Raw genomic sequence first — 13,727 nt, forward strand, 5'->3', positions numbered from 1 at the left:
CGTGCCGGACTTCGTGATCGAGGGCAACCCCGGCAACATCCGCTCCAAGGCCCTCACGATGGACCAGAAGGGCCAGCTCTTCTACGACACCGGCGACGCCCTGTCGAAGATCGACGTGTCGGGATGGACCGGACGGGCCGCCGACGAGTTCCGCGAGGCCCACGACCTCGAGCCCGAGCGCTGGTACAAGTCCGGCAACGGCTTCAAGAAGGCCGCGGCGGGACTCCAGACGTACGCCGGTGAGCTGGAGGCCGCGCAGCGTCGCGCCGCCGACGCCAAGGCGGAGTACGAGCGCGGGCAGCGGGAGTCGGAGAGCGCCCGCACCCAGTACGGCTCCTACATGGACCAGATGCGCTCCTACTGGGCCAGCGGCGGAACCGACCAGGCCCAGCCGTTCGACGACTGGGGCGACCCGATCCAGCAGGCTGCCCTGAGCGCTCTGAGCTCCGCGCGGGCAGACCTGGACAACGCCGCGCACCTCTGCGCAGGCGAGGTGAAGGCGGGGTGCGCCGACGCCCCGGAGGAGCCCAACTGGCTCGAGTCCGGGCTCAAGTTCGTCGGTGGCATCCTCGAGGGTGCCGGTGAGGCGGTCTGGGACCTGCTCACGATGGTGCCGTTCAGCCCGGTCAACCTGGTCATCGACGCCTACAAGCTCGCCACGGGTGACCTCACGCCCGAGGAGCTGATGAAGAAGTACGAGCTCTCGGCCGAGAACGCGTGGGCCATGGCCGAGGGCATCTACACCGGACTGGCCACCGACCCGATCGGCTTCGGCAAGGAGCTCGGCAAGAGCCTGCTCGACTGGGACACCTGGGCCGACGACCCGGCCCGCGCCATCGGCCACCTCGTTCCCGACGCGATCGCGGCGGTGGCCACCGGCGGCGCGGGTGCGGTCGCGACGCGAGGTGCCAAGTTCGCGATGGACGGGCTCGACGCGCTCAGCGACATGGGCAAGCTGCGCCGCCTCGACAACCTCGGCGGGCTCGGCGGGCTCGGCGGCCTCGGCGACCTGCGGCACCTCGACGACCTCGGCAACAGCCGCATCTACTCGATGATGGACGACGTCCCGCACCGCACAGCGTTCTCGCCCGACCAGCTCGGCAGCAGCCGGGTGGACGACATCCTCGACAGCCACGGCATCAGTCGCGGCGAGCTCAACGACCTGATCAACAAGCCCGCTGCCGACCTCACGCCGTCCGAGCGCGCCACCCTCAACGCCGTGCGTGACGACTTCCCGGCTCCCGACAGCAACACGGTCATGCAGAAGGTGATCGACCAGCCCTACTTCGACGAGAAGACGGGCGAGCTCAGGTGGGGTGGCGCGGACAACTACATCCTCGACAAGTACGCCGCCGACGAGGTCCGTGGTGCCGCCACGGTGGCCGATGACACCTCGCACCTCGGCACTCCGCGCTCGATCAACGAGGACCTGCGCCTCGACTACGACGGCACGCACCACTCGACCGGCGACGCCTCGACCCACGTCATCAGGTTCCAGACCGACAACCCCAACTTCGACATCCCGCGCAACGGTGACATGACGGGGTCGCCGACCAGGTTCGACAACTGGAGCGACCCCTTCACCGGCAACGGCTTCACGAAGTCGGGCGATGACATCATTCCCGAGTACGTGACCGATGGTCCGACGACGATCCGTGAGGGAGCCGAGATGTGGGAGGTCACCGACACCGGGACACAGCGCCTGGTGGCCGTGCTGCGCAGGGTCGACGGGGAGCCGACCTGGATCCCCCAGGGGAACTGACGATGTCACTCCCCCAGCGCGGGACCTTCGCGGTCGTCGGCTCCACGACCTACGAGGTGACGACGGTCGCCCACGACGCGGTCACGCTGCGCGTACCCCGCGATGCCGGACGGCTGCCGTCCCACCTCGAGTCCGGCGTGCGCCGCGACGGCGACTCGTGGGCCAAGGTCAGGAAGTCAGATCTCGAACGCTACTTCGCCGTATCAGTGACGGTGGAGTGGCAGGGCGAGCGGTTCGACCTCGGCAGGGTGACGGGCGACCGGGCCGAGATCCACAGCGACTCACCGCCGGTTGCTGACAGGCTGGGGCTTGAGGGCGACCAGTACAACGGCTTCCGGGCCACTGTCCCGGTCGCGGAGCTGACGGTGGTCGACGTACGCGAGAAGGAGATCCATGTCTGAGCCCACGGCGAGCCCGCGGCCGGTGCTGCAGAAGCTGCTGACCCACGGACTCGGCACCGCGATCGTCGAGGACGGCTACGACCAGGTGGGCGGGATCGTGGTGCTCGCGCAGGATGCTGCGGCACTGAACACCCCCGACCTCCTGCTGTCGGCGTACGGCTTCGAGGGCGGTCAGGAGTTCGTCGACGTGGTGCGCTTCGAGCTTCCCCCGCTCGCCACGCTGGCCAACCCGGCCGCGCGCGACGCGGATCGTGTCCCGCTCTACCCGACCGGCTTCCTCCGGGGGCACACCGTCGTGCCTGTGTGGGAGCTCAGCCGAACCCGCTACTCCTTCGGCGCGGAGTACTGGCGGATCCGTGCCGACGGCGAGCAGAAGTGCCTGTCGTCCTACCAGGGGGCGGCGCGCGGATGGCGAGGTGCCACGGGGTGGCGACCATGGAGTCCTCTCGTGGGTCCGCGTGCCCGGTGGCGTGGCTCCGAGCTCGTCGCCGATGTGGTGGGCGACAGCGTCCTGCTGAGCGTGCGTGCCGAGGCGGGTCCCGAGGGCTGGGAGCAGGTGCGGCCGCAGACCTGGGTCGCGGCAGTCCCGGCCACCGAGTGCGAGCTGTTCGAGGTCGTCATCACCGCGACGTGGCAGGGGATCCCGGTCCGCGTGCTGTCGTCCGGACCGGACGGGGCCCGGGTCCTCCTGCTCATCGACGACGGCGCCCGGGCCGAGGCCCTGGGCGCCACGGCGATCGAGCCGGGGATCTACGAGGCAACCGTCGCGACCGACGACCTGGTCGACACCCACGGAGTGACCAACGAGCTCGCGCCGCAGGGCCGGTGACCGGTCGCACGCCGCCCGGCCACGGCCGGGCCGACCGGGTCGAGGGTGTCCTCCTCGCGTCGGCGTGCGGAGACGCGTTGGGGGTGCCGTACGAGTTCGGCTCGGCGCCGCTCGAGGACGGGGCGATGCCGCGCATGATCGGCGGGGGCCTCGGCCCGTACGCGCCGGGGGAGTGGAGCGACGACACCCAGATGGCGGTGGTGATCGCCCGGGTGGCGGCGGCCCAGGGTCTCAGAGACGCGGACGCGCTGGACGCGGTCGTCGACGGCTGGGTCGAGTGGCTGGGCGACGGGGCCTCCGACGTCGGCACCCAGACGCGCCAGGTGCTCGGTGTCGTCGGCGCAGAGCCGGGCGAGAAGCGACCTGGGTCCCGCGCGCGGCAGGCGGCAGTGGAGCTCCACGCCCGCACCGGCCGCACTGCGGGCAACGGATCGCTGATGCGGACGGCGCCCGTCGCCCTCGCCTTCCTGGACGACCCTGGGGCGCTGACCGTGCAGGCGCGGACGATCTCCGAGCTGACGCACCGGGACACGCTCGCCGGTGACGCGTGCGTGCTCTGGTGCCACGCGATCCGCCTGGCGGTCCTCGAGGGGACGGTGCCCGACCTGTCGGAGCTGGTGGTCGAGCTGTCGTCCGAGCACCGGGACGCGTGGGCTGCATGGATAGCGGACGCCGAGAGGCGTCCGCCCGCCGACTTCGCACCCAACGGCTTCGTCGTCCCCGCGCTCCAAGCCGCGTGGTCCGCGATCCGCCACCCCGTCGGCGACGGATCGCCGGTCGTCGCGTCGCTGACCGCCGCCGTTCGTGCGGGGGACGACACGGACACGGTCGCCGCCATCGCGGGCGCCCTGCTGGGTGGGGCGTTCGGCACCTCCTCCCTGCCCGACGACTGGCTCACGCTCGTGCACGGGTGGCCCGGCCTGCGGGCCGACGACCTGCGCGCGCTCGCATTCCAGGTGGCGTCCCGCGGTGAGCAGGACGCTCTCGCTCACCGGGTCCCCGTCGAGCTCCACGAGGTCGCCGAGCACCTGCGCGCCCGCGGGCTCGGTGAAGGTGTCGACTTCTACGTCGCCGGCCGACCCGTGCCCGGCGGCCTGTCGAGCGAGTACGTCGGCCTGCGCCAGCGCGACGACGGGTCCTACCGCGTCTGGTACCTCGGGGACTGGGGGACGGAACGGACCTTCGTGGAGACGACGGACTTCTCCGTCGCCCGCCAACGCTTCGTCGAGGAGGCAGTGAGGCTGGCGCGCGGCCGGTGGGGCAGCAACATCCTCGACGAGCCGGGCGGCAGGCGCCGCTGGTGGCAACGCCGATGAGCCTCATCCTCGTCGTACGCCGATGACCTTGCCGCCGCGCGACAGCTCGACCGTCATCAGCACGCGCTGCTTGCCGGGCTTCCTCGCGCAGTAGGTGAGCTCGCGGCCGAGCCGCTGCCACGGCTGACCGACGCGCCGCATCAGCGCGCGGACGCCGATGCCGGGGTCGGCCGCCCGCGTGAAGGCGCGGACGGACCTCCGCAGGTCGGGGTTGCGGCACGAGTCGGGCGCGAGGCCCCACGCGCGCTCCCAGGTCTGGAGGTAGGCCTCCGCGCCGCGGGACAGGTCGGCCGCGAGCGCTGGTCCCTCGGCGCCGGCCACGTGCTCGGCGTCCTCCGCCCAGTCGGCGTACAGGCCGTAGTGGGCGACGCCGTCGGTGTTGATGTCGTAGACCCGCTCGCCGCTGCGCTGCCGGCTGATCGTCACGCCGCCCAGCCCGGTGAAGGGGTACGTCACGGGGTCGGCCGCGCCGGCGCCGCGCGGATCGCCCTGGGCGCCGAAGCCGTTCATGTCGGAGCCGAACCCGAAGCCGAAGTAGAAGCGGCGGTCCGTCCAGCCGAGGTGCTCGCGCCACTTGTCCACGAAGCCCGTCGAGTCGCCCGCGTAGGGGGCGACGAAGCCGCCGAGCCGGTAGATCCGCGGATAGGCGTCCGGGGTCGACCACGAGTGCGACGAGACCACGCCGACCGCTCGGCCGGCGGCCTGCTGCTGCTCCAGGTAGTCCAGCGCGGCGTTGCGGCCCGCGACGCTCATGTGGTCGGGGTCGAACAGCATCCTGTGGTCGATCATCGCCGACAGCAGGCGCTGACCGAGGGGGCTCAGCCCGCGCTCGTTGCAGTGCGGACCCGCGGGGTAGAGCGGAGCCGGCTGGACCCCGACGTCGCCGAAGAGCTTCCAGATGGCCCCGAAGATGGCGTCCTGCTCGGGCGTCGGCTGCTGCCCGCCGCTCAGGTCGCCGAGGTTGGGCGACTGCAGCCTGTCCTCCGTGCCGGGCGGGTTGCTGGAGGGGCAGGTCCTCATCCGCAGGAACGAGCCCGTGCTCAGGAAGTTGGCGCTGTTGGTGAGCGGGCCGATGGTCCCTGCGTCACCCGCGACCCCGGTGAAGGCGTTGTCGAACTTGTTCGTGAGCTCCATCTGGCTCACCCCGAGATTCTTCATCTCGGCGAGCTCGGCGAGCATCTGGGCCTCGGTGCAGGTGGGGCGCCCGACCTGCACGTTGCAGCCGAGGGGCACCGAGGTCTCCATGCCCATGACCACCGCGAGCTTGCCCTGGTTGACCACGCGGCGGGCCTGGAACGGGTCGGTGACGATGCGGTACCAGCCGCGGCCGGGGCCGCCGTACTGCGCGTCGATGTAGTCCTGCATCGCTCGCATGCCGGCGGCCTGCAGCCGCACCGCGTCGCGGTCGTCGCAGGAGTTCTTCTTCAGCGGGTAGACGGTGCAGAGGATGTGGTTCTCGGTGAGGAGGCTGGTGTGGATGCGCAGCCCCGCGCGCCAGGACCGCTCGAGCCACTTGTAGTAGACCTGCTGGTGCGTCAGCGAGTGCGGGTCGGGCCAGTAGGAGAAGGTCGGCCAGCCGACCGGGTCGTGGCCGGTGCCGGGGGCGTTGCCCGCCAGCGCGTCCTCGAGCAGGGCACCACGGCCGTCGGCGACCTGGTGGTCGGGGCAGTCGACGAGCGCCGCGGGCGCGCCGTACCTGTGGAACGGCGGGCTGCAGATGACCCGGCCGCCGAGGAACTCGTGGGTCTGTCCGTGCACGTGCGGGTCGACCCAGCCGCGCACCTCCTGGAACGACGAGACGCCGCCGAACGGGCGTCCGCTCACGTTGGTCTCGACCTCGGGGAAGGCCGTGCAGCCGGATGCCCGGCGCAGGGCGAACGACTCGGCGCTGCCGGTCGTGAAGCCGGTGTCGGACGAGGAGGTCGTACGCCGCAGCGCGCGTCCGTCGGCGAGGGTGAAGGTGAAGCGCCCGGCGCCGGCCTTGCGCACGGTCCAGTCCGCCGATGGTGAGGGGGCGGTCGCCCAGGTGGCGCCGCCGTCGGTCGCGGCGAGGAACGTCCGGTCGGCGGCGTAGAGCAGGTAGGAGCCGAGGCCGGTGGCCTGGAAGGTGATCGCCCGCCCGCCGAGGCGGTAGCAGCCGCCGGCCATCGCGTAGACGCTCTCAGGGACCTGGCGACGCACGCTGCGCAGGGGTACGCCGGTGAGGCGTGGCTCCCTTTGTGTGCGCTGAGCCGCGACGCGGACGCGGCTCGCGGCGCGCTGCCGGGGCGTCGTACGGTCCGGCGCGCTCGCGGCCTCACCACTGCGGCTGATCGCGTTCTTGGTGGTCGGGTCGCCGTGCTCGTGGCCGTGGCCGTGGCTGTCGTGATGGAGGGCCTCGGTGACCTCCGCACGCTGGCGTGCCTGGGCGTCGTGGGTGGACCGCAGGTCGGCCGAGGCGGGGCCGTCGGGCGTCGCGGAGAGCCCTCCGCCGATCACCAGTGCGCCGGCCACCAGGCCGCCGGCGGCCAGCAGGGAGACCACGATGCGCTGCGCCGGGCGGGGGGTCGGGGTCACGGCTGCTCCTTGTCGTCACCGGTTGAACGACATTCGTCCACCGCGGGCTACGCGGCAAGCCTTCGGAGGTGGTGTTCTCAGACTTCGTCAGGGTTGGCCGAAGACCCCCCGAAGAGCGTCCGAATCGCTCGATGTGGGGCGTAGCGTCTCCGGCAACGAGGGACTCGGGCTGGCAGGGGTGTGGGGAATGCGTAGGTGGTGTGCGGTCCTGATGGTGCTGGCTGCCGTGCTGGTGGCAGCACCGGCCGGTGCGCGTCCGGTGGGGAGCGCCGAGCGCACGAGCGCCACGGCCCTCGGGCGACTCTCCATCCCGGCGATCGGGGTCAACGCGGGGATCATCGCCGTCGGGGTGACCAGCTCCGGTCACCTGGCGATCGGCGGCAGCGTCCGTGACGTCTACCGCTGGCGCGCCGGCGTGCTCCCGGGCCAGCAGGGCAGCGCGGTCCTGGCCGGCCACACGTGGTCGAAGGGGCCGGGAGTCTTCGACAACCTCGGCAACCTCCGTCCGGGCAACCTGGTCATCGTGGGCAAGAACCGCTTCAAGGTGACACGCGTGCGTCGGGTGACGGGGATGTCACGCGAGGACGTGGCACGGCTGTTCTCCGACCGCGGAGAGCCCCGGCTGGTGCTCGTCACCTGCGGGGACCGCAACAACCTCACCGGGGTCTACCGCACCCGGATCATCGTCCACGCGAAGCTGCTGCCCCGCCGCTGACGCGCCGGGTCAGGCGGGTCGCCGTCGACGTGACCGCGGCGGCGATCGACGTGACGTCCTCCGCCGTGTCGCTGGGGAATGTCACCGCGACCCCGGCGACCGGGTGCGAGTTGTGGTCGAGCACCGCCGCGGCAACGCTCTGCAGGCCGGGGGTCACCTCGCCGTCCTCGGTGGCGTACCCGCGCTGACGCGTCGCGGCGAGAACGGTCCGGAGCGCGCTCAGCGACGTCGGGCCCTTCCCGTGGCGATCGACGAAGGCATCGCGGTCGGGGTAGAGCGCGCGGACCTGGCTGGCCGGCAGCGCGGCCAGGATGGCGCGTCCCGACGCGGTCAGGTGGGCCGGCAGCCGTACGCCGACGTCGGTGACGAGGGGTGGTCGGCCGGGCGCCCGCTCCTCGATGACGTAGAGCACGTCGCGACCGTGCAGCACCGCGAGGTGGGCGCCGTGCCCGGTCCGGTCGACGAGCTCGGCGAGCGGTCGCCGAGCCAGCCGGGCGAGCGGCTCCTGTCGCGTGAACCCACTGCCCACCTCGAACGCCGCGACGCCGAGGCCGTAGCGGCGCTCGTCGGGGAGGTGCACGACGAAGCCCTCGTCGATCATCGTGTTGAGCAGGTGGTAGGCCGTGCTCCGCGGAAGGTGGCAGGCACGCATGATCCGGTCGAGGGGGACCGGATCCGCCTGCGTGGCCAGGAAGCGCAGGACCCGCAGGGCGCGGGTGGCGGCAGGGACCTGGCTCACGAGGCAGCTCGTGGCACGTCAGGCACTCACGTCAGCCCCTCACGTCAGGCCCACGTCAGGCCCTCGCGTCAGGCATTGTCGGACTGGTCCTTGCGCGTGAACCAGCCGCCGCTGCCACCCTCGGCCTCCAGGGGCTTGCCCGGCATGTCGTTGGCGCCGGGGGTGCGTCGGGGCAGGAGCGGGGTGCCGGAGCCCTGGGTCGGCGGGGTCGTCTCGGCCTGCTCCTCGGCCTGCTCGGCCTGCTTCTCAGCCTCGGCCTGCTCGGCCTCGGCGTGCTCGGCCTGCTCGGTCTGCTCGGCCTGCTCGGCCGGAGCCGCCTCAGGCGTCACATCCACGTCGGAGGGCGCCGTCGGCTGCTGGTCGACCGTGCCGGCGACCTGGGGCTGGTAGTCGTCGGACTTGTGGTCGACGCGGGGGTCGAGCCGGTCGGCGGCCCGGATCTGGGCCTCGTGCTCGGCCTCGGCGCGCGCGGCGCTCAGGCGGGCCTCCTCGGCCTCCGCCGCGGCGCGCTCGGCGGCGACGCGCGCCTCCTCGGCCTTCGCCTCGGCCTCCGCCGCCCGCTCCTGGACCGGCGGCAGGGCGGTCTGGGCCTGGGTGGCGGCCTGGGTCCGCAGCTGCTCGGCCCGCGCGATGTTGGCCTCCTGGTTCTTCCTGCGGATGACGACGAGCGCCACGGCGAGCACGACCAAGACGATGACTGCGATGACGATGAGCGTGGTGGTGGTGTTCACGGGGCACCTCTCGGAGAACAGGGGAATCCCAGTCTGTCAGTGCGCGGGGCGATGTGCAGCGCTGTGTCCACGCGCGTCTGGTGCCGGCGGGAGGCCTCCGGACGTGGCAGGGCTCAGGCGCGGTGCGTCCCCCCTGGGCGGTCGGTCCGGTCCGTCCGGTGGGGGTCGTCGGCGTCGAGGACGGTGCGCTGGTCGGTCGCACCGGCACCCGGGGCGTAGTCGTCAGACGTCGTGTCGACCCTCGGGTCCACCTCGTCGGCAGTGCGCAGCCGGTCCTCGTGCACCGCCTGCTGCTGGGTGGCCGCGACCTGGGCCTCGCGCGCCTGCTGCTCGGCACGCTCCGCGTCGAGCCGGGCGCGCTCTGCCTGCGCTTCCGCCTCCTGGGCACGCACCTGCGTCTCGGGGATCTCGGTGGCGTGCTCGTGGGCCTCCTGCCGGAGGTGCTCGGCGTGCTCCTGCTGCTTCTTCTTGCGCTGCTGGGTCACCAGCCAGGCGGCGAGCGCCGCCACGACCAGGACGACGACCAGGACGATGATCCACTCGGTGGCTTCCATGGCGAACCTCCTGCTCCGGCGACCTCGGGTGGGTCGCCCGAACTCACCGTGCCTGAGGCGTTGGCCGTGGTGCACCCCCCAAGAGGCGAGGAGCTCCCTTCCGTGGCCTGTCTGGGATCCGAGACGCTGACCCGGTGAACCGGGGTGGTTCGGGGGTGCGGCCGGGAGTTTGATGAGCGCATGCACAACATCCAGGCCATCGACGTGGGCGTCGGCCCCGTGTCGTTCGAGGACCTCATCCACGTCGCCCGTCACGGGGCTCGGGTCGAGCTGACCGGTGAGGCGCTCGGCGCGATCGACCGTGCGCGCGGAGTGATCGAGGCGCTGGCGGCGGCCGAGACGCCGACGTACGGCGTCAGCACCGGCTTCGGTGCCCTCGCCACGCGCCACATCCCCACCGAGATGCGCGCGCAGCTCCAGCGTTCCCTCATCCGGTCCCACGCCGCCGGCTCCGGGCCCGAGGTCGAGCGCGAGGTGGTGAGGGCCCTCATGCTGCTGCGCCTCTCGACGCTCGCGACCGGGCGCACCGGCGTACGGCGTGAGACGGCGCAGCTGATGGCCGACCTGCTCTCCCACGGCATCACCCCGGTCGTGCGGGAGTACGGCTCGCTCGGCTGCTCCGGCGACCTGGCGCCTCTGTCGCACTGCGCCCTCGCGTTGATGGGGGAGGGCGAGGTCCGCGACGCGGCCGGAACCCTCATGCCTGCGGCCGAGGCCCTTGCGGCAGCAGGCCTCACGCCCGTGGAGCTCGTCGCCAAGGAGGGCCTGGCCCTCATCAACGGCACCGACGGCATGCTCGGCATGCTGGTCATGGCCATCACCGACCTGCGGATGCTCCTGCGCACCGCCGACATCGCGGCAGCGATGAGCGTCGAGGGCCAGCTCGGCACCGACCGGGTCTTCGCCCCCGAGCTGCAGGCCATCCGCCCGCACCCCGGTCAGGCGCTCTCCGCGGCCAACCTCACCGCCTTGATGGCCGAGTCGGCCGTCGTGGCGTCCCACCGCACCGGCGACTGCAACCGCGTGCAGGACGCCTACTCACTGCGCTGCTCGCCGCAGGTCCACGGCGCCGCCCGCGACACCGTCGAGCACGCGGCCACGGTCGCGGGCCGCGAGCTGGCCAGCGCGATCGACAACCCGGTCGTGCTAGGTGACACCGTGGAGTCCAACGGCAACTTCCACGGGGCCCCGATCGGCTACGTCCTCGACTTCCTCGCGATCGTCGCCGCCGACGTGGCCTCGATCAGCGAGCGGCGCACCGACCGGTTCCTCGACAAGGCCCGCAACCACGGCCTGCCGCCCTTCCTCGCCGACGACCCGGGTGTCGACAGCGGGCACATGATCGCCCAGTACACCCAGGCCTCGATCGTCTCGGAGCTCAAGCGGCTGGCCGTCCCGGCATCGGTCGACTCGATCCCCTCCAGCGCCATGCAGGAGGACCACGTGTCGATGGGCTGGAACGCCGCGCGCAAGCTGCGCCGAAGCGTCGACGGGCTCTCCCGCGTCGTGGCCGTCGAGGTCCTCACCGCTGCCCGCGCCCTCGACCTGCGATCCCCGCTGACGCCGTCGCCCGCCACGGCTGCGGTCGTCGCGCTGCTGCGCGAGTCCGGCATCGAGGGCCCAGGTCCCGACCGCCACCTCTCGCCCGAGATCGAGACCGCCGTCGACCTCGTCCAGTCCGGCGCGGTGCTCGCCGCCGCCGAATCCGCGATCGGAGAACTGAAGTGACCGCCTCGCCCAACTCCCGCCTGCCCATCCACGCGCCCCACGGCACCGAGCTGACCGCGAAGTCGTGGCAGACCGAGGCGCCGCTGCGGATGCTGATGAACAACCTCGACCCGGACAACGCCGAGCGCCCCGAGGACCTGGTGGTCTACGGCGGCACCGGCAAGGCGGCCCGCAGCTGGGAGGCGTACGACGCCATCCTCCGCTCCCTGCGCGACCTGGAGGACGACGAGACGCTGCTCGTGCAGTCCGGCAAGCCGGTCGGCGTGATGCGGACCCACGAGTGGGCACCCCGGGTGCTCATCGCCAACTCCAACCTCGTCGGCGACTGGGCCAACTGGGAGGAGTTCCGCAGGCTCGAGGACCTCGGGCTGACGATGTACGGCCAGATGACGGCCGGCTCGTGGATCTACATCGGCACCCAGGGCATCCTCCAAGGCACCTTCGAGACGTTCGCGGCGATCGCCGACCTGCGCTTCGACGGGACGCTCGCCGGCACCATCACCGTCACCGCCGGCCTCGGTGGCATGGGCGGCGCCCAGCCCCTCGCGGTGACCATGAACGAGGGCGTCGCGATCTGCATCGAGTGCGACCAGCACCGCATCGACCGGCGGCTGGAGACCCGCTACCTCGACGTGCAGGCGCGCGACCTCGACCACGCGGTCGAGCTGGCCCTGGAGGCACGCGACGCGCGTCGCGCCCTGTCGATCGGCGTGCTCGGCAACGCCGCCGACCTGCTGCCCGAGCTGCTCGAGCGGCACCTCGACCGGGTCGGGCGGGGCGATGAGGAAGGGGCAGGCCCCCTCGTCGACATCGTCACCGACCAGACGTCCGCGCACGACCCGCTGTTCTACCTGCCCTCCGGCACGTCGTACGACGACTGGGAGCGTGAGCGCACCGAGGACCCCCGCGGCTTCACCAAGCGCAGCCAGGAGTCCATGGCCCGCCACGTCCGCGCGATGGTGGAGTTCCAGGACGCCGGTGCCGAGGTCTTCGACTACGGCAACTCGATCCGCGACGAGGCCCGCAAGGGCGGCTACGACCGGGCGTTCGAGTTCCCCGGCTTCGTGCCGGCCTACATCCGGCCGTTGTTCTGCGAGGGCAAGGGCCCGTTCCGCTGGGCAGCCCTGTCCGGCGACCCGGCCGACATCCACGCCACCGACCGCGCGATCAAGGAGCTGTTCCCGGCCGACGAGAAGCCGGAGTACGCCCGCCTGCACAAGTGGCTCGACATGGCCTCCGAGCGCGTGCAGTTCCAGGGACTGCCTGCCCGGATCTGCTGGCTGGGCTACGGCGACCGCGCCAAGGCGGGCGCGAAGTTCAACGAGATGGTGGCCAGCGGTGAGCTGAAGGCGCCGATCGTCATCGGCCGCGACCACCTCGACTGCGGCTCCGTCGCCTCGCCCTACCGCGAGACCGAGGCGATGCTCGACGGCTCGGACGCGATCGCCGACTGGGCGATCCTCAACGCCCTGGTCAACACCGCGTCCGGCGCCACCTGGGTCTCCTTCCACCACGGAGGCGGCGTCGGGATCGGTCGCTCGCTCCACGCCGGACAGGTCACCGTGGCCGACGGCACCGAGCTCGCCGGCGAGAAGCTCCAGCGCGTGCTGACCAACGACCCGGGCATGGGCGTCATCCGCCACGTCGACGCGGGGTACGACCGCGCGATCGAGGTCGCCGAGGAGCGCGGGGTCAGCATCCCGATGCGTGGCTGAGGTCCCCGGTTCGCCGCGACGTCGGTGGCAGGGTGCTGCCCATGGACGCCGACGCCGCCAAGGCCAACCTCCACAACTACCTGAAGCACGAGCGCGAGGCCGTAGTTGCGAAGCTGGACGGCCTGTCGGAGTACGACGTACGGCGCCCGCTGACTGTCACCGGCACCAACCTGCTCGGGCTGGTCAAACACCTGGCGACCTGGGAGGCGCGCTACCTCGGCGAGGTCTTCGGTCGTCCGTTCCCCGAGCCGCTGCCCCGGTGGGACATCGAGGCCGACCGGCTTGCCGACATGTGGGTCGCTGAGGACGAGTCGCGCGCCGACGTCGTCGACCGTTACCGCCGGGTGTGGGCGCACGGCGACGCGACCCTGCAGGCGCTGGACCTCGACGCCACCGGGCGCGTCGAGTGGTGGGGCGATGCCGAGGTACCGCTGTTCAACGTCCTCGTCCACCTTCTCGCCGAGACGAGCCGGCACGCGGGTCACGCCGACATCCTGCGTGAGGAGGTCGACGGGGCGGTGGGGACCGATGCGGAGGCGATGGCCGCGGACGGGCACGACGCCGCGTTCTGGGCGGACCGGCGCGAGCAGATCGAGGCGGCGGCCCGAGCGGCCGGATGACCACGGTCACCGCCAGGTGACGAGCCCTTCGCGCGGGGCCCGAACGCGGCCGCCGCACCGG

At 72.2% G+C, this 13,727-nt stretch carries 12 protein-coding genes; 8 read left to right on the plus strand and 4 right to left on the minus strand.

Annotated elements, in window-relative coordinates; all coding sequences use genetic code 11:
• Nucleotide 1: 1 nt before the first annotated feature.
• From J3P44_RS12880 to J3P44_RS12895, 4 genes are read left to right on the plus strand one after another with little or no spacing between them, the layout of a single operon-like run.
• Nucleotides 2–1,762, plus strand: a complete 1,761-nt coding sequence (locus tag J3P44_RS12880) for a putative T7SS-secreted protein (protein WP_255890792.1) — start codon at nucleotides 2–4, stop codon at nucleotides 1,760–1,762.
• 2 nt (nucleotides 1,763–1,764) lie between these two features.
• Complete coding sequence (locus J3P44_RS12885) at nucleotides 1,765–2,163, plus strand: hypothetical protein (protein ID WP_255890793.1); 399 nt, start codon at nucleotides 1,765–1,767, stop codon at nucleotides 2,161–2,163.
• Nucleotides 2,156–2,992 (plus strand): hypothetical protein, encoded by an 837-nt coding sequence (locus tag J3P44_RS12890; RefSeq protein WP_255890794.1) that lies wholly within the window; start codon nucleotides 2,156–2,158, stop codon nucleotides 2,990–2,992. Before J3P44_RS12885 ends, J3P44_RS12890 begins: the two co-directional genes overlap by 8 nt.
• Nucleotides 2,989–4,308: an ADP-ribosylglycohydrolase family protein gene (locus J3P44_RS12895; RefSeq protein ID WP_255890796.1), complete on the plus strand. Its 1,320-nt coding sequence runs from the start codon at nucleotides 2,989–2,991 to the stop codon at nucleotides 4,306–4,308. The genes J3P44_RS12890 and J3P44_RS12895 overlap by 4 nt, the downstream gene beginning before the upstream one ends.
• Before the next feature lie 3 nt (nucleotides 4,309–4,311).
• On the opposite strand, the gene J3P44_RS12900 is transcribed toward J3P44_RS12895, so the two are convergent.
• Nucleotides 4,312–6,864, minus strand: a complete 2,553-nt coding sequence (locus J3P44_RS12900) for a hypothetical protein (RefSeq protein ID WP_255890798.1) — start codon at nucleotides 6,862–6,864, stop codon at nucleotides 4,312–4,314.
• Nucleotides 6,865–7,051: 187 nt separating this feature from the next.
• Here J3P44_RS12900 and J3P44_RS12905 point away from each other — a divergent pair, with 187 nt between their 5' ends.
• Nucleotides 7,052–7,579: a class F sortase gene (locus J3P44_RS12905; RefSeq protein ID WP_255890799.1), complete on the plus strand. Its 528-nt coding sequence runs from the start codon at nucleotides 7,052–7,054 to the stop codon at nucleotides 7,577–7,579.
• Here J3P44_RS12905 and J3P44_RS12910 read toward each other — a convergent pair.
• The 3 genes from J3P44_RS12910 to J3P44_RS12920 form a co-directional block, all read right to left on the minus strand.
• Nucleotides 7,545–8,318, minus strand: a complete 774-nt coding sequence (locus J3P44_RS12910) for an IclR family transcriptional regulator (RefSeq protein WP_255890800.1) — start codon at nucleotides 8,316–8,318, stop codon at nucleotides 7,545–7,547. The two genes, J3P44_RS12905 and J3P44_RS12910, sit on opposite strands and share 35 nt — an antisense overlap.
• A 68-nt stretch (nucleotides 8,319–8,386) precedes the next feature.
• The gene (locus J3P44_RS12915; RefSeq protein WP_255890801.1) at nucleotides 8,387–9,049 is read right to left on the minus strand and encodes a hypothetical protein; all 663 of its coding nucleotides are present in this window, start codon (nucleotides 9,047–9,049) and stop codon (nucleotides 8,387–8,389) included.
• 113 nt (nucleotides 9,050–9,162) lie between these two features.
• Nucleotides 9,163–9,603: a hypothetical protein gene (locus J3P44_RS12920; RefSeq protein ID WP_255890802.1), complete on the minus strand. Its 441-nt coding sequence runs from the start codon at nucleotides 9,601–9,603 to the stop codon at nucleotides 9,163–9,165.
• 180 nt (nucleotides 9,604–9,783) lie between these two features.
• Here J3P44_RS12920 and hutH point away from each other — a divergent pair, with 180 nt between their 5' ends.
• From hutH to J3P44_RS12935, 3 genes are read left to right on the plus strand one after another with little or no spacing between them, the layout of a single operon-like run.
• Nucleotides 9,784–11,331: a histidine ammonia-lyase gene (gene hutH / locus J3P44_RS12925; RefSeq protein ID WP_255890803.1), complete on the plus strand. Its 1,548-nt coding sequence runs from the start codon at nucleotides 9,784–9,786 to the stop codon at nucleotides 11,329–11,331.
• Nucleotides 11,328–13,046, plus strand: coding sequence for a urocanate hydratase (gene hutU / locus J3P44_RS12930; protein ID WP_255890804.1), 1,719 nt, complete (start codon nucleotides 11,328–11,330; stop codon nucleotides 13,044–13,046). The genes hutH and hutU overlap by 4 nt, the downstream gene beginning before the upstream one ends.
• Before the next feature lie 41 nt (nucleotides 13,047–13,087).
• On the plus strand, nucleotides 13,088–13,666 hold the full coding sequence (locus J3P44_RS12935; protein ID WP_255890805.1) for a DinB family protein: 579 nt from the start codon (nucleotides 13,088–13,090) through the stop codon (nucleotides 13,664–13,666).
• Nucleotides 13,667–13,727: the final 61 nt, after the last annotated feature.

Source organism: Nocardioides astragali (assembly GCF_024436375.1).
Lineage (GTDB): Bacteria > Actinomycetota > Actinomycetes > Propionibacteriales > Nocardioidaceae > Nocardioides > Nocardioides astragali.

Excerpts from the sequence above, each read along its gene's own strand:
- J3P44_RS12890 (WP_255890794.1), top strand. The coding sequence starts at position 2,156 with ATGTCTGAGCCCACGGCGAGCCCGCGGCCGGTGCTGCAGAAGCTGCTG.
- J3P44_RS12935 (WP_255890805.1), top strand. The coding sequence starts at position 13,088 with ATGGACGCCGACGCCGCCAAGGCCAACCTCCACAACTACCTGAAGCAC.
- hutH (WP_255890803.1), top strand. The coding sequence starts at position 9,784 with ATGCACAACATCCAGGCCATCGACGTGGGCGTCGGCCCCGTGTCGTTC.
- J3P44_RS12920 (WP_255890802.1), bottom strand. The coding sequence starts at position 9,603 with ATGGAAGCCACCGAGTGGATCATCGTCCTGGTCGTCGTCCTGGTCGTG.
- J3P44_RS12905 (WP_255890799.1), top strand. The coding sequence starts at position 7,052 with ATGCGTAGGTGGTGTGCGGTCCTGATGGTGCTGGCTGCCGTGCTGGTG.
- J3P44_RS12885 (WP_255890793.1), top strand. The coding sequence starts at position 1,765 with ATGTCACTCCCCCAGCGCGGGACCTTCGCGGTCGTCGGCTCCACGACC.